Annotated in this window: 18 protein-coding genes and 1 pseudogene; 8 read left to right on the top strand and 11 right to left on the bottom strand. The window is 55.6% G+C overall.

Annotation, left to right across the window (positions count from 1 at the left end; genetic code table 11):
• The first annotated feature begins 33 nt into the window (after positions 1–33).
• From lysM to ACG1VR_RS12015, 3 genes are all read left to right on the top strand, one after another.
• Positions 34–477 (top strand): peptidoglycan-binding protein LysM, encoded by a 444-nt coding sequence (gene lysM / locus ACG1VR_RS12025; RefSeq protein ID WP_016536399.1) that lies wholly within the window; start codon positions 34–36, stop codon positions 475–477.
• A 120-nt stretch (positions 478–597) separates the two neighbouring features.
• Complete coding sequence (locus ACG1VR_RS12020) at positions 598–771, top strand: GhoT/OrtT family toxin (protein WP_395491101.1); 174 nt, start codon at positions 598–600, stop codon at positions 769–771.
• A 136-nt stretch (positions 772–907) separates the two neighbouring features.
• Positions 908–2,536, top strand: a complete 1,629-nt coding sequence (locus tag ACG1VR_RS12015; RefSeq protein WP_395488868.1) for a dipeptide ABC transporter ATP-binding protein — start codon at positions 908–910, stop codon at positions 2,534–2,536.
• 20 nt (positions 2,537–2,556) lie between these two features.
• Here the strand turns inward: ACG1VR_RS12015 and ACG1VR_RS12010 are convergent, their stop codons facing one another.
• From ACG1VR_RS12010 to ACG1VR_RS11980, 7 genes are read right to left on the bottom strand one after another with little or no spacing between them, the layout of a single operon-like run.
• A complete protein-coding gene (locus ACG1VR_RS12010; RefSeq protein ID WP_395488867.1) occupies positions 2,557–3,372 on the bottom strand; it encodes a sulfurtransferase in 816 nt (271 codons plus the stop codon).
• Positions 3,362–4,357, bottom strand: a complete 996-nt coding sequence (locus tag ACG1VR_RS12005) for an ornithine cyclodeaminase (RefSeq protein ID WP_395488866.1) — start codon at positions 4,355–4,357, stop codon at positions 3,362–3,364. Before ACG1VR_RS12005 ends, ACG1VR_RS12010 begins: the two co-directional genes overlap by 11 nt.
• A gap of 2 nt (positions 4,358–4,359) precedes the next feature.
• On the bottom strand, positions 4,360–5,358 hold the full coding sequence (locus tag ACG1VR_RS12000; protein ID WP_016536404.1) for a 1-aminocyclopropane-1-carboxylate deaminase/D-cysteine desulfhydrase: 999 nt from the start codon (positions 5,356–5,358) through the stop codon (positions 4,360–4,362).
• A gap of 36 nt (positions 5,359–5,394) precedes the next feature.
• Positions 5,395–6,723: a M20/M25/M40 family metallo-hydrolase gene (locus ACG1VR_RS11995; protein ID WP_395488865.1), complete on the bottom strand. Its 1,329-nt coding sequence runs from the start codon at positions 6,721–6,723 to the stop codon at positions 5,395–5,397.
• Complete coding sequence (locus ACG1VR_RS11990; protein ID WP_016536406.1) at positions 6,720–7,634, bottom strand: ABC transporter permease; 915 nt, start codon at positions 7,632–7,634, stop codon at positions 6,720–6,722. Before ACG1VR_RS11990 ends, ACG1VR_RS11995 begins: the two co-directional genes overlap by 4 nt.
• Entirely contained in the window at positions 7,634–8,494 is an 861-nt protein-coding gene (locus ACG1VR_RS11985) for an ABC transporter permease (RefSeq protein ID WP_016536407.1), read from the bottom strand. Before ACG1VR_RS11985 ends, ACG1VR_RS11990 begins: the two co-directional genes overlap by 1 nt.
• Positions 8,491–9,984 (bottom strand): ABC transporter substrate-binding protein, encoded by a 1,494-nt coding sequence (locus ACG1VR_RS11980; RefSeq protein ID WP_395491046.1) that lies wholly within the window; start codon positions 9,982–9,984, stop codon positions 8,491–8,493. The genes ACG1VR_RS11985 and ACG1VR_RS11980 overlap by 4 nt, the downstream gene beginning before the upstream one ends.
• Positions 9,985–10,170: 186 nt before the next feature.
• On the opposite strand from ACG1VR_RS11980, the gene ACG1VR_RS11975 reads away from it, so the two are divergent.
• Positions 10,171–10,827 (top strand): GntR family transcriptional regulator, encoded by a 657-nt coding sequence (locus ACG1VR_RS11975; protein ID WP_016536409.1) that lies wholly within the window; start codon positions 10,171–10,173, stop codon positions 10,825–10,827.
• A 130-nt stretch (positions 10,828–10,957) separates the two neighbouring features.
• On the opposite strand, the gene ACG1VR_RS11970 is transcribed toward ACG1VR_RS11975, so the two are convergent.
• The 3 genes and pseudogenes from ACG1VR_RS11970 to ACG1VR_RS11960 form a co-directional block, all read right to left on the bottom strand.
• Positions 10,958–12,100 carry a PLP-dependent aspartate aminotransferase family protein gene (locus tag ACG1VR_RS11970; RefSeq protein WP_039898223.1) on the bottom strand — a complete coding sequence of 381 codons (1,143 nt, stop codon included), beginning with the start codon at positions 12,098–12,100 and terminating at the stop codon, positions 10,958–10,960.
• A 22-nt stretch (positions 12,101–12,122) separates the two neighbouring features.
• A pseudogene (locus ACG1VR_RS11965) lies at positions 12,123–13,082 on the bottom strand (PLP-dependent cysteine synthase family protein); the annotation flags it as partial.
• Between the two features lie 278 nt (positions 13,083–13,360).
• Complete coding sequence (locus tag ACG1VR_RS11960; protein WP_172569996.1) at positions 13,361–13,867, bottom strand: Rrf2 family transcriptional regulator; 507 nt, start codon at positions 13,865–13,867, stop codon at positions 13,361–13,363.
• Positions 13,868–14,039: 172 nt separating this feature from the next.
• Between ACG1VR_RS11960 and ACG1VR_RS11955 the strand changes: the two genes are divergently transcribed.
• Together ACG1VR_RS11955 and ACG1VR_RS11950 are read left to right on the top strand one after the other, a co-directional pair.
• Complete coding sequence (locus ACG1VR_RS11955) at positions 14,040–15,242, top strand: NAD(P)/FAD-dependent oxidoreductase (RefSeq protein ID WP_395491045.1); 1,203 nt, start codon at positions 14,040–14,042, stop codon at positions 15,240–15,242.
• A 155-nt stretch (positions 15,243–15,397) separates the two neighbouring features.
• Positions 15,398–16,786 (top strand): hypothetical protein, encoded by a 1,389-nt coding sequence (locus tag ACG1VR_RS11950; RefSeq protein WP_395491044.1) that lies wholly within the window; start codon positions 15,398–15,400, stop codon positions 16,784–16,786.
• A 59-nt stretch (positions 16,787–16,845) separates the two neighbouring features.
• Here ACG1VR_RS11950 and ACG1VR_RS11945 read toward each other — a convergent pair whose 3' ends face one another.
• Positions 16,846–17,067: a YdcH family protein gene (locus ACG1VR_RS11945; RefSeq protein ID WP_016536417.1), complete on the bottom strand. Its 222-nt coding sequence runs from the start codon at positions 17,065–17,067 to the stop codon at positions 16,846–16,848.
• Between the two features lie 259 nt (positions 17,068–17,326).
• Between ACG1VR_RS11945 and ACG1VR_RS11940 the strand changes: the two genes are divergently transcribed.
• Together ACG1VR_RS11940 and ACG1VR_RS11935 are read left to right on the top strand one after the other, a co-directional pair.
• Complete coding sequence (locus tag ACG1VR_RS11940; protein WP_395491043.1) at positions 17,327–18,091, top strand: siderophore-interacting protein; 765 nt, start codon at positions 17,327–17,329, stop codon at positions 18,089–18,091.
• A 10-nt stretch (positions 18,092–18,101) separates the two neighbouring features.
• Positions 18,102–18,677: a PadR family transcriptional regulator gene (locus ACG1VR_RS11935; RefSeq protein ID WP_395491042.1), complete on the top strand. Its 576-nt coding sequence runs from the start codon at positions 18,102–18,104 to the stop codon at positions 18,675–18,677.
• The last annotated feature ends 52 nt before the right edge of the window (positions 18,678–18,729 follow it).

Raw genomic sequence — 18,729 nt, 5'->3', positions numbered from 1 at the left:
GCTTACAGGGACTTGTAAACAGGAGAGACGACCATGGGTTTATTTGATTTTGTCAAAGAAGCAGGTGAGAAACTGTGGGATTCGCTGAAAGGAAATGACGGCGATCAGGGAAGCAAACTGGAAGAGCACCTGAAAAAGAGCGGCATTGAGGGCGCGGACAAGGTGAGCGTGAGCGTCGAAAACGGCAAAGCAGTGATAACCGGGGATGGGCTTACGCAGGAGCTGAAAGAGAAAATCCAGGTCGCTGTTGGCAACGTTGCGGGTATCAGCAGCGTTGAAAACAACATTAAAGCGACGGATTCCGCGCAGGAGGCGACGTATTACACCGTCAAATCCGGCGATACGCTAAGCGCCATTTCTAAACATGTTTATGGCGATGCCAATAAGTACAACAAAATCTTCGAAGCCAACAAACCTATGCTCAGCCATCCGGACAAAATCTACCCCGGGCAGGTGCTGATCATTCCTAAGCTGTAGCGCTGCAAATAAACCCACTTCGGTGGGTTTTTACACTAAAAAAACAGGTTGTGAAACTTGATCTGCGTCATAAAAAAGAGCATATTTTGCAAAATTTTTTAACAAGTAGTCATGTCTGGTATGACCCTTTATCAACATATGTTGGTTTTTTACGCCGTAATGTCGTTAATCTGCGCCGGGATCACCTGGCTGCTGGCCAAAGATTCTAAACGCATCAAATTGCTCAGTTCCGTGCTGGTTGGGGCGACCTGGCCGATGAGCTTCCCGGTGGCGCTGATGTTTTCGCTGTTCTGAGCCTCCCTGCGGCCCGGTTTGCCGGGCCTTCGACATTAACTCCCTCCTGAATAAGCTATCAGCAAATCATCTTGTCGTGTCCGGGCAGATACTATAGTCTCAAAAATCACGATGTTAGCCCCGACCCGGAACCGCTATGGCCGCCCAGAATCCGCTATTAACCGTTAGCTCACTCTGCATTAATACGCCCGATGGAAAACCGCTGGTGCAGAGCGCCTCGTTTAGCGTCGAGCGCCGCGAAATTGTGGCCCTGGTAGGTGAGTCCGGCTCGGGTAAAACCTTAACCTCTCTGGCGGTCATGGGGCTGCTGCCCGGCGGCGTGTACCAGAGCGGCGGTGAAATCAGTTTCAACGGCGAGCTTATTGCCGCGCCCGGGAAAACCTATCCTCGGCGGCTGCGCGGGCAGCAAATTGCCACCATTTTTCAGGAGCCGATGAGCAGCATGAACCCGGTGCTGAAAGTGGGTGAGCAAATTGCCGAGGTGCTGGTGCGCCACCAACAATTAAGCTGGAAACAGGCGCATCGTGAGGCGATAGCGTTGCTGGACAGAGTGGGCATCGTTAACCCGGAGCAGCGTGCAAAACAGTATATTCATCAGCTTTCCGGCGGGATGCGCCAGCGCGTGATGATCGCCAGCGCAATTAGCTGCAAGCCAGCGCTGCTGATTGCCGATGAGCCTACCACCGCGCTGGACGTTACCATCCAGGCTCAGATCCTTTCCCTGCTCCAGGAACTACAGCGTGAAATGGCGATGGGCATCTTGTTTATCACCCACGATTTAAGCGTGGTCGCCCGCTATGCGGACCGCGCCTGCGTGCTGTATCAGGGCAATATTGTTGAGCAGGGCGACGTGCCGACGCTGCTGACTTCACCCCAGGCCGACTATACCCGCAGGCTGATTGCCGCCTCGCAGCCCGAATCCAGGCCCTGCAGGCGTAAAGATGTGACTCGTACCCCGCTGGTTCAGCTCTCTCAGCTAACCAAAAGCTACCCGCAGGCTCACGCGCTGCCGTTCTTCCCGGCCAAACGGCAGACGGTACTCAAGCCAACAAGTCTTGAGATCGAACGGGGTGAAATTGTTGGGCTGATTGGCGAGTCCGGTTCGGGAAAAACCACGCTTGGCCGCGCGGCTATCGGTTTAATTCCGGCAGACAGCGGCACTATTATTTTTGACGGTCTCGATGTACGCCGCGCCAGCCGCGAGCAGCAGCAGGGTATGCGGCGCAGGGCGCAAATCATATTCCAGGACCCTTACGCCAGCCTTGACCCCAAAATGCCGGTTGGAGAGCAGATTGCCGAGCCGCTACGCGTACACAAGCTGCGCCCGGCGGACCAGATCCAAAGCAGGGTAATTGAGCTGCTGGAACTGGTGGGGCTTGAAGCCAGCGCGGCGACGCGATTGCCTTCTGCGTTTTCCGGCGGGCAGCGGCAGCGCATCGCTATTGCACGAGCTTTGGCCCTGGAGCCGGAACTGCTGGTGGCCGATGAGGCGGTTTCCGCGCTGGATCTCTCGGTGCGAGGGCAGATCCTCGCGCTGCTTGCGGATCTACGCAACCGTCTGGGTTTAACCGTTTTGTTTATCAGCCACGATCTCGGAGCGGTGCGCCAGGCGTGCGACCGCGTAGTTGTCCTGTATCGTGGTGAAATAGTGGAAACCGGAGCTACAAAGCAGGTGCTTGACCGCCCGCAGCACGAATACACGCGACAGCTTCTGGCCGCCGCGCCGGATATTCAGCAGGCGCTGAAGCTCCGTGCGGCCGGTTAATCAGCGGTGAAAATGCCGGGTTAGCTTCCGCTATGCAGAGGTAATTCCGGGTGCCCGGCCCATTCGTGCCACGAGCCGACATAAACCGCCAGGTCATGGTATCCGGCAAGCCTCAGAGCCACAAGAACCGTGGCGGCACGCGCGCCTCGATGACACCAGGCGATAATTCTTTGAGAAGGATTAAACCCGGCCTCGGCGGCGAGGCGGGCAATAGCTTCGGCTGATTTAAAGCTGCCGCTCTCCACTACATCCTCCCAGAACAATAGCGTCGAGCCGGGTATCCTTCCCGCCCGTGCGCAGCAGTCATGAACAAAGCTGCCTGCGTATTCCGTTGGCCTTCTCGCATCGAGTAAGACAGCCGTCTGCGTATCAGCCTCAAGCACTTCCTGGCGGGTTGCGGCCAGCTGCGGCATGGCAGGCGGAATGGCAGGGGCATTAACTGGGGAAACATCAGCCCAGGTGCCGCTACCCGGCGCTAAATTGCCGCCAGCCTCCATCCACGCATTAATACCGCCGTCCAGAACAAGGCCGGACCTGCCCAGAGCGAACCACAGAAACCACAGGCCGCGTGGAGAACGCATTCCCACTTCTTGCTCAAAAAAGACCGGCGTTGCGTCATCGGCAATATTTAGCTGCTGCCAGGCCTGGATAAAAGCCCCGGCCATCGCCGCGTAGTCTTCCTGCGTGGAGTCGGGAACAAAGTAGTCGTAGACGTTAAGGCCGTATGCGCCAGGCAAGGAGGCCTCTCGCCAGGCGGCAATGTCCCGAACATCAATCAGCGCCAGCCGCTCGCCGCTGGCAAGGCGCTGACGCAAATCGTTGGCGCTAATTATCATCAGTAGCTTCCCAGCCAAACGGCAGCTTGCAGCCTTCGCCCCGCGAGAGCGCCTCCTGCAGAACTCGGGCGGCGAGGGCGATATCAAAGACGTTAAGGCCGAAAGAGGAGAAATAAACTTTGTCCGTCGGGCTGGCATGCCAGCCGTCAACCACCAGGTTGGTTAAGTCAGCCGCCACTTTTAGCTCGTCAAATAGCCCGGCGCGGTACATCTGAAACAGGCTCTTGGCGCTGGTTTGTTTGAAATCGCCCCAGAGATCCACCACCACCTGGTCGGCGGTGGCAATCGTTTCGAACGCCACTTCGTGATAGCCGATTTGTAGCACCATGGTGCCCGCTCGCCAGATACCGGGGCGCAGAAAAGGCTCGCTGGCGCTGGTGCAGGTGATGAGCGCATCCCAGTGCTGGCTTAGCGCATCATGCAGCGCTTCAAACTGCGTGACGGGCCAGGGTAAATCGCCGGTCTGGCCCAGCATTTTCACCAGGTGCTCTGGCGTGCGGTTCCAGCAGTAGACCATTTCAAGGTCGGGAAAGTGCGCGCTCAGCATCTCAAGGTGAGCGCGAGCCTGAACGCCTGCGCCAAGCAGTAAAATACGTTTTGGCGCACGGGGGGCTGCTTTCTGTAGCGCAAGGGCCGAAACCGCCGCCGTCCGGGTTGCCGTGAGGCTGCCGCTTTCCAGCAGCCCGATGGGAAGGCCGTTGTCGGCGCGGTTGAGCAGCGTCATCGCCATTGCCTGCGGGTAGCCGTCGCTGGCGCGGGGACGGTGAGCTGTCCACTTCACGCCGGTGGCATTGAACCGCCCACCAACTCTGGCCGGAAGGGCGTAAACTTTGCCCAGGGGAGTAGCGAGGTCGACATGCGTTTCGGCGGGCATTACCGCTTCACCGCTTCTCAGCAGGCGGACGGTGTCCTCAATATCCCGTAAGGCCGTGACAGGGTCACTTCCACCCAGGCCGGTAACCTGCTGACGGTTCAGTATTTGCATGCTCAGTGTTCCAGTAACGTTTGGGCAAAGGGATAGAGCGCCGGAGAGCCGCCGCAGTGCATGAAAATAACCGAACTGCCGGGGCGAATCTGACCTTGCTCTGCAAGCGTCATTAAGCCGTGCATCGCTTTACCAGTATAAACCGGGTCGAGCAGCACGCCTTCCTGCTGAGCAACCTGATAAATAGCATTAATGCCGCCTTCAGAAGGTACGCCGTAGGCGCTGCCAACAAAGCCGTCTTCAATCCAGATATCCTGCGGCTGCCAGCTTTGATCCCAGTCGAGCAGGCGCGCACAGTCGTCCGCCATAGCGGAGATGCGGGCCTGGAACCAGTCCGCTTTGGCGCTGACGCTGATGCCAACAATTTGTGTTTTTGGCCAGTAGCGGCGCGCGCCAACATACAGCCCGGCAAGCGTGCCGCCGGAGCCGGTTGGGGCGACAATAACGTCAGGCGCGGATTTACCCTGCGCCCGTAATTGAGCATCTATCTCTTCCACCGCTCGCACATAGCCCAGTGCGCCAAGCGCGGTTGCGCCGCCGAGAGGAATGATCATAGGTTTTTCACCGCGGGCGCTGGCCGCGTCGGCATGAGCCTGCATCGCGCCTTCAATCTGGGTAAAGTAGCCTTCGGGATCGAGGAATTGCAGCTCCGCGCCAAACAGCTTGTCCAGCAGTAAATTGCCCTGGTAGGTTTGCGGCTCATCGCCGCGCAGGACCAGCACCGGCTTCATGCCGAATTTGCGCGCCGCCGCCGCAACCATCCGGGCATGGTTAGACTGGTGGCCGCCGGTGGTGATAACGACTTTTACGCCCTCGCGGCAGGCTTCTGCCATCAGGTATTCCAGCTTGCGGACTTTATTCCCGCCGCCGCCGAAGCCGCTGTAATCGTCGCGTTTGATGGTTAATTCAATGCCTAAGGCCTGGGACAGGCGCGGCAATGATTCCAGCGGAGTGGGGAAGAATCCTAGCGTAACACGTTCAAAATCATTCACATTTTTCATGCATTATCCTGTCTGGTTCCCTGATGCCGGAGGTCGTTAAAAAGCGACAAGCCAGTCGTTAAGCGACTGCTGGAAGCGCTGAAGCCCGAGAAGCGTAACGAATTCGTTCACCCCGTGAGCGTTGCCGCCGTAGCCAAGCCCGCCGATTAAAAAAGCGGGGGCAACGGGAGCGAAAGCGTAGGCGGGGGCGCAGCCCGGCGCCCACGGCCAAATTTGCGGCCTGGCGTGTTGCTGGTGATAGCTGACCATAAGCTCTGCTACGCCGGGATCGTCGATGCTAAAGCGGTAACCGGGGTAACTGTCGCCGGGCACCAGTTCCACTCCTGAAAGCGCGGCGACCTGCTGCTCAATGCGGCGCATAAGTTTTTCGCCGTCAACTACAGGCGGCGTTCTTAGCACCAGGTCGGCAAAGGCTTCCGGGGGTATAACGCCCTGCGCGCCGTGCGGCAGGCTGGCTATTTCAGAAATGTTCAGCACCGCGCTACCAAGCAGATAAGCCAGGAGGCTGTAGCTGTCTCCTTCAATCGAGAATTTTTCGCTGCGGCGAAAGGTTAGCTCGTCGTCAGGATTAAAATTGGCCGCAAGCTCGTCGAGAATTGAACGGGCTTCTTCATCAAGTTTGCCGGTTTCGAGCACGCCGTTAGCGTGGGCGGGCGCGAGGGTATTCAGAGCCTGCACCAGCCGCCAGACCGGATTATCTATCCAGGCGGCATTGCTGGCGTGTATGGCCGCCTTCGGGCCGCCCCAGCTTCCCCCTTTTACTTGCAGGCGTCCGCCGCTGCGGCCGGTAAAGCCGAGATAGAGACGAGGTGCGCCCCCGCCGTATTCGCAAAGTGAGGGAAACAGCACGGCTTCGGCGGGGTTAATCGGGCAAGGCTGCTGCGCAAGATAGCGGCGCAGGTTGCCGCTGCCGATCTCTTCTTCACCTTCGAGCAGTATTTCGATGTTGGCGTGCAGCCGTCCCGAGTGATAGAGGTCGCGCACTACCATAAGCATGCCCGCCAGCGGGCCTTTGTTATTTTCAGCGCCGCGGGAAATAAACACCTCGCCTTTGTCCGGCCAGTGTTTCAGGCCGCCAACAAAAGGATCAACTTCCCAACCCGCGGTATCCGCAGGCATTACGTCGTACATGTTGTACAGCACCAGCGTGCGCGGCGAACCGATATCGACCCGGACATGAACCAGAGGCGGGGCGCTATCCTGAAGCTGTCCGGCTACCGGGAACAGCACTTCGGCATCGGTTTCTTCAACCAGCCAGCGCTCCAGCCAGGCGGCCAGTTCGCGCTGCTGGCCTATGTTTCCGGCCACGCTTTCAAATGGCGTTATCTGGCGCAGCAGATCCAGCGTTGCCTCTAATTGACTCATAGCCGGATCCTCGGGTTCAGCACCACGTACAGTAAATCAATCACTAAATTCATCATCACAAATACCAGCGCGGCGAGCAGGACAATAGCCTGTACCAGCGGGAAATCGCGGTTCTGGATGGCTTGCACCGCCAGGCGGCCAATACCCGGCCAGGCGAAGATAATTTCGGTGACCAGCGCGCCGCCGAGCAGCGAGGCAAAATACATGCCCTGCACGGTCACTACCGGGATAAGCGCATTGCGTAAGCCATGGCGGATAAGAATGCGCCATGAACTCAGGCCCTTGGCCTGCGCGGTGCGGATATAATCCTGGGCCAGAACATCTATCAGGCTGGCGCGCACCAGGCGGGCGATGGCGCTCATATAGTAGGCCCCAAGGCTAATGGCGGGCATTATCAAGTGGCTGAAGCTGCCGTAGCCGCTGGAGGGCAGCCAGCGCAGATGCAGGCTGAAATAGAGGATCATCAGCAGGCCGAGCCAGAAGACCGGTACCGCCTGGCCGCTGAAGGCCAGCAGGCGGGCAAGTAAGTCCCAAAAGCTGTTGCGCCATACCGCGCTTATTACCCCAAGCAGCAGGCCGATAAGCGTGCTCCAGGCAAGGGCGGAAACGGCAAGCAGCAATGTGGCGGGAACGCGCTGGGCAATAAGGTCGGTAACCGGCTGTTCATAGCGCAGAGACAGGCCGAGGTCGCCGTGCAGCAGGCTATTCAGATAATGGCCGTACTGCCAAAGCAGCGGACGGTCGAAACCCATAGCATGGCGGAAGGTCTCAATTTCTTCATTTGACGAGCCCGGCGGCATCATTACCGCGGCTGGGTCGCCCGTCAGGTGCAGGCTGTAAAAAATCAGCAGCGACACGCCAAACATCACCAGCACGGCCTGAGCGAAGCGAGAAAGAATATAGCGCAGCATCAGTCGAGCCTCGTGTGGGTTTTACGCAGCAGGCTGTCGCCGAGCAAATTGCAGCCGACAACCAGCGCGGCAATAATCAGCCCCGGCCACAGCACCAGCCATTCGGCCAGCAGCATATACGAACGGCCTTCGCCAATCAGGTTGCCGAGCGTTGGCGTGGGCGGCTGAATCCCCATGCCGAGGAAGCCGATTGAGGCCTCCAGCACGATGAGGCGCGGGATATCCAGCGTCAGCAGCACTATCAGCGGCGTGGCCAGGTTAGGCAGGATATGGCGCAGCAGGATGCGCGGCGTGGAGAAGCCCATCGCCCTGACCGCCTCAATGTATTCAAGTTCGCGGATCTCGAGGGTTTTAGCGCGGGCCACGCGGGCATAAATCGCCCAACTGGTGACGCCCATAATCAGAATGATGTTTTCCAGCGAGGTGCCAAATAACGCCATCACCAGCAGGATGAGCAGAATAAACGGCACCGCCAGCTGAATATCCATCAGGCGCATGATGACGGCATCAAGCCAGCCGCCAACGTAGCCCGCCAGCATGCCAAGCAGAGTGCCAATAACGGCGGCAATAGCCGCCGCCAGTAACACTACCGTCAGGGAAAGGCGGGTACCCGCCAATATTCTTGACAGCAAATCGCGCCCGAGTTGATCGGTGCCAAGCCAGTGCATACCGCTTGCCGTTTCGCTACCCGGCGGCAGGAAAATATCCGCCAGGTTATTGGTGAGCGGGTCGGGCAGCGGTAGCCACGGGGCCACCAGCGCCAGCAAAATCACTATGCCTAACAATAAGCCCCCCAGCGCCCCGTCGCCAGAAATCAGGCGGCGAGGGCGGCGGGCAAGGGCGCGTTGGGGGAAAATCATTTCAGCCTCAGGTCGTACAGCGGAATACGCGCATCGGCACGCCCGGTAAAGGTGAGATTATCGCTGTTGGCATACAGCGAATCTTCGCGATACAGCGGGATAAGCGGCTGCTCTTTGGCGACGACTTTCTGGATATCTTGCAGAATAAGCTCGCGTTTTTTTGCATCAACCGTGGAGCGGCTGGCGTTCAGCAGTTTATCCAGTTCCGGGTTGCTCACCGTGGAGTACGGCTCGCCGGAGTGCAGAATGGGATACAGCGCGGCGTCGGCGTCCAGGGTCTGGGTTGAACCCCAGGCCAGCATGTACATTTCCGCTTGCTTACCGGAAGCCACCTGCTGGGTGTAAACCGACCATTCAGGCACCTCAAGCTGCGCCTTCACGCCGATAGCGGCCAGATCCTGAACGATGGCCTGAGCCACTTCTGCACTGGCAATATAGCGACGTGGCGCCTGGAATTTCAGCGTAAACCCATTCGGATAACCGGCTTCTTTCAGCAGCTCTTTGGCCTTAGCTACGTCCTGCTGCGTGGCCGGAATATTGAGATAGCCGAAATCTTTAGCGCCCGCCATGGTGCCGGTTGGAGTGCCAAAACCGTGCAAGAGCTGGCTGGTGTAAGCCTGGCGGTTTAATGCCAGCGAAAGTGCCTGGCGTACGCGTGCATCACTTAAAGGTTTCTCACTATTCTTGAGGCCAAGGTAAATGGTTAACCCACCACCTTTTACCTGCTCAAGATGAACGCCTGGTTTGTTTTTTAGGGCAGAAACAAGGTCCGCAGGGACACTATCAACCAGCTGAACTTCCCCGGTTAGCAAGGAAGTAATGCGAGCGGTCGCTTCAGGAATAGGCCGCCATGTCACCCGATCAATTACTGGTTTCCCGCGCCAGTAATGTGGGTTAGACTGCATAACTACACGCTCATCTGGTATAAATTCTGTTAATGTATATGCGCCACTACCAATAGGTTTGCGTGCAAACTCTGCGGCACCGACTTTACTTACATAGGCCGGTGGCACGATATAGGTTGGATAGCGGCTCATACGAGTGGGTAGAAGAGGATCCGGGCCGTCGGTATGGATACGAACCTGGTATTCGCCGGTGACCTCTACGGATTTGATGGTGCGAATATAGGAAATGGTCGGCGCATGGTTGGCCGGATCAAGAATACGATCGATTGAAAATTTTACCGCAGCTGCGTTGACCGGCTCACCGTTAGTAAAACTGACGCCAGGACGCAAATCGAACTGCCAGGTTGTGTCATCCAGAGCTTTCCAGGATGTCGCAAGTCCTGGCTGGAGTTGCATGTTTTTATCACGCAGCACCAGAGTGTCGAAAATATTATCCACCAGAGTGGCGGCCTCTTTCAGGAAGCCGGGATCCATTGCGGTGGCGGAAGCAGGTTGAGCAATGACTAATTCACTGGCGTAGCTGAAGGGGGTTACCAGACTCATTAATACAGCCAGAGCTGCAAGTTTACGACCGGATGCTTTCATTTTTGGTCTATCCCTATACGTTACCGTCTAAATTATTGATGAGTATCGAATGTTTTTTCAGGCTTAATCGCATGGCAGTATAAATTAAGTAGCAAGAGTACATGATATATCCTATATACTCCATGGACGACAAGCCAGTTATTAAACTGCAAATACAAAGTAGTTATTTTGCTATAGGAAATAAACATGCTTGACTTAGAAAAAGCGCAAAGAATGAGTTTAACCATGCAGGTTGAAGCAAGGTTAAAGGGTGCATTAATCGTGGGAACGCTAAAACCCGGAGCCAGATTAGTCACCAAAGAGATTGCGGAGCAGCTTGGAACCAGCATTACGCCGGTGCGTGAGGCTCTGCTTCGACTTGTCTCTTCGGGGGCGCTGGATGCGACCCCGGCTCAGGCTTTTTTGGTCCCTGAAATTTCGCTTGGCCGTTATCATGAAATAACCGTCATCCGGAAGAACCTGGAAGGAATGGCGGTAGAGCAGGCTGCACGGCATATGGATCAAAGCAAACTTGCCCGCTTACAGCAGCTGTGCGATGCATTTCTTCAGGCAAAACAGGAAAGCGTTGAAGCCGCCCTACAGGCAAACAGAGAGTTCCGTTTCCAGCTCTTTGACTATGCGGATATGCCGACTCTGACCGTCTTAATTGAACAGTTGTGGGTGCGTATTGGCCCTTGTTTCAATTATCTCTACCCGCAGTCGGAAGTAATGAGCCAGGGTCATCATAATTATGATGACTTGCTCGAGGCTTTAGCCGAGAAAGATGAAGCCCGCAGCGTGAAGGCAATTCATAAAGCAATTGATGATGGCGCGGATATTTTACGTCGCCAGTATTTTGGCTAAATAACACACAGCGTTATTTTATTCAGGCCCGATAAATAAATGGCCTTTTGTTGCACTGAATTTTTTCAGCTAACGCAAACAAAAGGCCATTTCTTATATTACTGGCAATATTTATTGCCAGTATTTAACTTCAGCTCAGCGCCTGCGCCAGGTCGGCCTGCAAATCATCGGCATCTTCAATACCCACAGATAAACGAATCAGCTGCGGCACGATGCCATTGGCTAAACGTTGCTCAAGAGGAATGGACGCGTGCGTCATGGTGAAAGGCTGGCTGACCAGGCTTTCCACGCCGCCGAGGCTTTCGGCCAGGGTAAACCACTTAAGTTTCTTAATCACCTCTGCCGCACGCTGCTCGCCGCCGTGAACCACAATAGAGATCATGCCGCCAGGCTGGGACATTTGCCGGCGCGCCAGGCTGTGCTGCGGGTGGCTTTCCAGCCACGGAAAATAAACTTTTTCCACCGCCGGGTGCGCTTCCAGCCATTTAGCCAGCTGTAGGGCATTGGTGCTATGGCGTTCCATGCGCAGCGCCAGGGTACGTATACCGCGCAGAGTAAGGAAGCTGCTGAACGGATCAAGCACGCCCCCAACCGCATTCTGCAAATAGCCCAGCTGCTGAGCGAGATCCTCGTTATTCCCCACTACCGCCAGCCCGGCAACAACGTCAGAATGACCGTTCAGGTATTTGGTTGCCGAATGCACCACGATATCAAACCCGCTTTCCAGCGGGCGCTGCAATGCAGGAGAGGCAAAAGTATTATCGGCCACGCTAATCAGGCGGTGGCGTTTGGCAATATCCGCAATGGCCGCGAGATCGGCCAGCTTAAGCAGCGGGTTGGTCGGGGTTTCGACCCAGATCATGCGAGTTTCCGGGCGAATGGCCGCCTCTAACGCTTCGAGATCGTCCGGTTTTACCCAACTAACCTGGAGAGAAGCGCTGCGCTTGCGCACGTTTTCAATCAGTCGCCATGTTCCGCCATAAACGTCATCAACGGCGATAATGTGGCTGCCGCTGTCCAGAATTTCGAGCACAGTGGAGATAGCCGCCAGGCCGGAAGCAAAGGCATACCCCTGTTTGCCGCCTTCCAGCTCGGCAATCGCGGTTTCCAGCGCCTGGCGCGTTGGGTTGCCGCTGCGGGAATATTCAAAGCCGGTGTGCTGGCCGGGGGCGGGCTGCTCGAAGGTGGATGTGGCGTAGATCGGTGGCATTACCGCGCCGTGTGCATCCTCAAAAGTTCCGCTGTGTACGCTTTGGGTGGCAAACTTAGTCATCATATTTCCTTTGTATTCATGCCAGGTTTTGCTGGCTGAGCCATTGATCGTTAAACATTTTCGACAGGTATTTATTGCCGCTGTCGCAGGCGAAAGTAACCACGCGCTTCGGTGAGGTTTGCGCCTGACAGTAACGAAGGGCGGCGGCGAGCAGGGTACCGGTCGAAGAGCCAGCCAGTACCCCTTCGTGAGTCAAAAGGTTGCGTGCGGTGGCAAAGGCTTCGCGGTCGCTGATGCGGTAGGCATGCCGTACGCTCTTAAAGTCCGCCAGTTCGGGAACAAAATCTTCGCCTATGCCCTCAACCAGCCAGCTTCCCACTTCGCCGTAGCTCCCGTGTTCAACTACGTCGGCAAGGATCGAACCGCACGGATCGGCGAGGACAAACTCGGTATCTGGCGAGTGCTGGTGGAAAAATTGCTGTAGCCCGCCAAGCGTACCGCCGGAGCCAACGCCTACCACAATGGCGTCGATTTTTCCTTCGGCCTGCTTCCAAAGTTCAGGTCCCGTACCCCGGGCATGTGCCAGCGGGTTTGCCGGGTTGGAAAACTGGTCGATGTAGAAGCTGTCGGGAATATCCGCCGCCAGCCTGAGGGCGTAGTCCTGGTAGTAGTCCGGGTGGCCTTTGGTGACGTCGGAGCGGGTCAGGCGCACATCAACGCCCAGCGCCTGAAGGTGGAAAATCTTCTCCTGGCTCATTTTGTCTGGCACCACCAGAATCAGCGGGTAGCCTTTTTGCGTGGCGATCAGCGCCAGGCCCAGCCCTGTATTCCCGGCGGTTGCTTCGATTATCGTGCCGCCTGGCCGCAATTTGCCGCTGCGTTCAGCCTGCTCAATCATCGATAGCGCAACGCGGTCTTTAATTGAGCCGCCGGGATTTTGGTTTTCCAGCTTCAGCAGCAGCTCGCAGCAGCCGGTATCGAGGTGGTTCAGCCGCAGCAGCGGAGTGTGGCCTATCAGGTCAAGTACAGAGTCGGCAATCATGGTTCTCTCGCAACATGAAAAGTGTTCATGTATGGAATGATAGGGCGGCCAATTGCCCCATCTAAAGAACATAAACCCGCTGTTTAGAACTGAAAGTAATATAATCTGCTGGTTTGGCGGTAGGGAGGGAAAGCCGTTTGGATGTCCAGAGTGGGGGATGGCTAAAAGATACGTTTTTTGCGGGATCCGGCTCGTTTTATATACAAAAAAGCCAGCCTGTTATGCACGGGCTGGCTTAGTATTTGCGAAATTGTACTAACGGGAAAATGTCCGAGCGACTAGCTGCTGCGGCGGTCGCGGATCCACTCCTGAACCTCTACAACGAACTCATCCGGCGCTTTGCGATACATGCGGCGGGCAAGATCCAAAACGGTGTGCTGGGCCAGCGCTTCTTCCATACGCTGCTGGGCAATGTTCATGACGGCGCGCACGCCGCAAATACCTTCGCAGGCCCATTTGGGCGCAGGTTCGTCGAAAATGGCGAGCCGCTGGCGAATTTCTTTGCAGTCGAAAATGCTCTTTTCACCGTCGATGGCTTCGACAATATCCAGCACGCTAATCTGGTCCGCGGGCCGGGCGAGGCTAAAACCTCCGCCTTTACCTTCGCTGCTGACTACCAGGCCACCTTTAGAAAGCCGGGTAAAAATTTTGCCAAGATAGTCGTACGGCACGCCCTGCAGCTCGGCAATTTCACGCACGCTCATTTCGCGGCCTTCGCCTTTACTGTCCACCATGCATATCAGACTGTGAATGCCGTACTCCACGCCCGAACTGTAAAACGCCATGCTGCCTCCGACTGATTTAATCCAGGTAATGTAGGGATTTTACGCCCGGGATGCAATCCGCAGGCGTGAAGTGTCGGTATATAAAATTAACTACGAAAGATCTTGTCGTAGTCAACTGCGACAAGTATAGTCGCAGTCGTTGGCCATCGAGGGCCTTTATTGGAGTAGAGCAATGCAACAGAAGATCCTGATTCTTGGCGCCGGTTTTGCCGGTATGTGGGCGGCCCTGAGCGCAGCGCGCCTGGCGGCAATGCACCAGCGTGAAGATATTGAGATTACCGTGCTTGCACCCCAGCCGGAGCTGCGGGTTCGCCCACGTTTTTATGAAACCCAGGTTGCCTCGCTGGTTGCTCCGTTGCAGCCGCTGTTTGACGTGACCGGCGTGACGTTCGTTAAAGGAGAAGCGCAGCGCATCGACAGCGAAAATCATTGTGTGTGGTATCGCGATGAGCAGGGAAATAGCACTCCGCGCCAGTACGACCGGCTGGTACTGGCTACCGGCAGCAACCTCAAACGCGACCTGATTAGCGGGGCGGCGGAACACGCTTTCGACCTCGACCAACTGGAGAGCGCGCTGCGCCTTGAGCAGCATATTTCCGCTCTGGCACAGCGGCCGGACAGCGAAGCGCGTAATACGGTTGTCGTTTGCGGCGGCGGTTTCACCGGAATTGAAATGGCGACTGAACTCCCGGCAAGGTTGCGCACCATTCTTGGAGCCGATGCCGCAGCCCGCGTCATTGTGGTGGAGAGGGGCGATAAGATTGGCGGCCGCTACAGCAGCGAATTGCGTGAAGTTATCGCCACCGCCAGCGAGGCGCTGGGCGTAGAATGGCGTCTTAGTGCTGAAGTGCGTGAAGTGGATGCCGAAGGTCTTGTCCTCGCCGACGGGGAGCGAATTCAGTCGAGCACGGTTATTTTGACCGCTGGCGTACAGGCAAGCCCGCTGACGGAGCAGATTAAAGCCCCGCGCGATAAGCAAGGGCGGCTGCATGTAAACGAATTCCTCAAAGTAGAAGGGCAGCCGGGAATCTTCGCCACCGGCGACGTAGCCCGGGCAGCAACCGATGATAAAGGTAACCTGGCGCTGATGACCTGCCAGCACGCAATAATGCTTGGCCGCTTCGTCGGTTACAACGTGGCGGCAGACTTGCTCAACGTTGCGCCTCTGCCTTATCGCCAGATTAATTACGTCACCTGCCTCGATCTCGGCAACTGGGGAGCGGTGTTCACCGAAGGCTGGCAGCAGGAAGTGAAGCACGTTCGCGAAGAGGCCAAGAAAATTAAGCTCTCAATCACCCAGGAGCTGATTTACCCGCCGGTAGCCGACAGAAAAATTGCGTTTGAAACGGCTGACCCGCTGGCACCTTTCGTTTAAGCGACAGCGCTGGGGTAGCCTGCCGAATCGGGCTGCCCTAAATTAAACGCTAATCCTTAGAGAAAGGGTGGTCAGATGGGCGGTTATCGTCCGTTTGCCGGGGTTTTGGGGTGCTAGTATCAGTAAATAACTTCTTACTATTACTAAAAAACCTCATGGAAAATAACTTTCTAAAACAGATTCAGCAGTTCCTGGTGGATTTTGAAAGCGCGCCCCTGAACCCTGATTTACCTCGTTACCTGGCTGATTATCTTTTCTCACATCAGCAATTACTGGATGATGCCGAAACAACGCTGACGCTAATAAATACCCTTGGCGACTGGCTGGACGGAATAGAATTGCAGCCGAACCAGCTTTACCTCGCACTATACCTGTACTGGATTAGCGCAATGACCCGTAACGGTATCGAGGTCTTTTATTTTGGCGATTTGAATCATCTGCAGTTTCTGGGCGCTCGTTTCAGCACGCCCGTGATTAATAATCTTTATTTCCTCAGTGCGGCAGAGACCAACAGGCAGGAAATTGACGATTTTTACGCGAAGATTGCCGGGAGCGTAGCGCCATTTGTCATTTACGATCCTCAGGGGCTCAAGCTGGCCCTGGCCGTTGAACATTCCCAGGCTATTGCCTGCCTCTCCTTTTTTGACCTGTTGATTGATAATTTTATTCCGGCAAGCCCCGATGCCGGGAGCCTCACGCATTTGCTGGCGAAACCCTATTGTGATTTGGCTAATCCGCAGATAAAAACGGCGATTATCGGTAATTCTTATAGCTTCTATGGCTTCCCTGAAACGCTCCTTGAGCACAGCGTTAACATCTCTACCCACAGCCTTGGCCTTAAGCAGGCGCAGCAGCTGACCCGCCATATTCTTGACCGCTTTCCCCATATTGAAAATTTTGTGTACTGCCTCGGTTTTTTTGACCTCTACTGCGATTTATTAAAAAGCAAAGATGACTTCAATCAGCAGATAATCCATGTCTGGAGCCAGCTGAACAGCCATTACCAGATAAAGGAAGTCAGCGAGTCGGCAATGGATGGCTGCCTGGTATTCAGCCGGCTGGCGATGCCGTCTCCCGCTCAGGGGATGAAAATAGACGGGTTAGAGGATTTAAACGCGCGCGACCAGGTGTGCGACAACTCCCGGGCGATATTTGCCAGCACCGGTTATCTGCCTTTTGAACAGCAACAGCAGGCCGCTCAGCAGCGGGGCGTTTCACATTCGAAATCGATTCGCCATCATTTAACGCTGAATGAGAATGAGCTGCGGGTAACAGCATTGGCGACGGAGCTGGAGCAGCGCGGAAAGCAGGTAGTCTGGCTGACACCGCCTTTCCCTCCGGCCTACGTGGAGCATCTTGATGAGGAGATGAAGTCCACCCATCGGCGCTGCTTTGCCGGGCTGGAGAGTGCGGGTTCGCGTTTTATCGATCTTTCAGAAAACCAGGCGTTCCGGCCCGAGGATTTCCGCGACGGCGATCATCTGAACTTTACCGGTGCCAGTAGGATGGCGGCAGAGTTGCGCAGATTAAGAGTGGTTATCTGATAAACAAATAAGGAAGGGGAAGCCCCTTCCTTAGTCTTTCCGGTTTCAGGTTCCGGCGGTCAGGCAGGCTGGCTCGCCCGCTTCAACATCTGATAAAGCTCGTCTTTAAGCCTCAGTTTTTCTTTCTTCATTTGCACGACTTCATCGTTATATCCCGTCCCTTGCGGACCCTCCCTGCGCATAATTTCGCTATCGAGACGGTTGTGCTTGTCAAACAGGCTGAGAAAGCGGGGGTTTTCGGATTTCAGGTGGGAAATCAATTCACGGTACTCAGGAAACATGTCAGGCCTCCCTGGTCGGATGGTAGGTGAATGGAATGAAACTGGCAGATGCCAGAGTTCAGTGTAGAAGCAGAAGGCCCGCAAAGGAAAGGTTAAAAAAGCATCGAATTGTCAATTTGCGATCCAGGTTGTTCCAGCATGTAATGACATGCATTCTCATTCATCAGCGAAAAATAATGCCGTAAAAAGCTAAAGACGGAGTCACTTTTGTGCTCTAAGATATGTCTATGATATATCTTACACCTCAAGAGAATAACCTATGACGATACAAAATAGCGGCAAAAAAGTGCCTGTAAGGGTGCGAAATGAACTCAAATTCCGTGAATTGACGGTAAAAAGCAAAGACTTTATCGCTAATACCTTCTTCCGTATTGTATTCAGCGGCCCGCAGCTGGCCGACTTTTCCTCCCGGGGCTTTGATGACCATATCAAAGTGTTTTTCCCGGCGGTGGAGAGTGCTTTTACTCCACCTCAAATCACCGACGAAGGTATCGTCTGGGGCGACGGGCCGCGTCCACAGTCCCGCGACTATACGCCGCTGGACTTTGATGCGGTACGCCAGGAGCTGACGATAGATTTCTATCTGCATGAAGACGGTGTTGCCAGCAACTGGGCGAGGGACGCGAAGCCGGGCGATAAGCTCACCATTGGCGGGCCACGCGGCTCGCTGGTTATCCCAACCGATTATCGCTGGCAGTTGTACATCTGCGACGAAAGTGGACTTCCGGCTGTGCGCCGCCGCCTGCAATCCCTCCCGGCTGAAGCGCGGCCGCTGGTGCTGGTCAACTGCCACAAAGCAGAAAGCCTCAGCTATCTTGAAGCGTTCACCTCCGCACAGGTACAGGCGCTAAAGCATGATGAAATCGTTGAGCTACTGAAAGAGCTTGAGATCCCCGCTGAAGATTATTTCATCTGGATAGTGGGCGAAGGCCAGCAGGCTAAACAGCTGGGCGACTATCTGCTGGAAGTTCGCGGCCTGGATGCAGACCTGGTGCGCACCGTCGCTTACTGGCACGGTAAATAAGGAGCGGGCGATGCGAATTCATCATTTAATGCAGCAAAAATGCGAACGTCATGAACGCCACGGAGGAAGGGGCGGCCACGGTCGTCATGAGCAAAGCAACCCGGAAGGTCGCGCCCGTCATCGCCGTGAGCGCCTGTTTGACGCCAACGATATTCGTCTGCTGATCCTGCATTTACTTTCCGGTGGCCCGGCGCACGGCTATGAGCTAATCAAATCCATTGAAGGACTGGCAAAGGGAGAATATGTTCCCAGCCCCGGCATCATCTACCCGAACCTGACGCTGATGGAAGAGATGGGGCTGATCGTTGCCGGCGAAGGGCAAAGTGGCAAAAAAGTATTTGTGTTAACAGATGAAGGGAAAACGTCTCTGGCAGAGCAGTCTCAGGAGTTTGAGGCGGTCACGGGGCGGCTGGCCACGCTGGGCTTGCTTGGCGATAACCGCCGTCTGCCCGAAGTGCAGCGCGCCATTCATAACTTTAAAATGGCGCTGAATACAAAGTTGGGGAGTGCAGGCTTGTCGCAGGAAACGCTGTACAAGATAGTCGATACCCTTGACCAGGCGGCGAAAGATATAGAACGCAGTTGAGTCTAAAAGCCATTAACTGAAAGTAATACCGGCGCTGATATGCGATAAGCTA

The sequence above is a fragment of the Cedecea davisae genome, from assembly GCF_044095835.1.
In the GTDB taxonomy this organism is placed as follows: Bacteria; Pseudomonadota; Gammaproteobacteria; order Enterobacterales; family Enterobacteriaceae; genus Cedecea; species Cedecea davisae.
The sequence above is the reverse complement of the archived record's forward strand: the minus strand, read 5'-3'. Positions and strand labels throughout refer to the sequence as shown.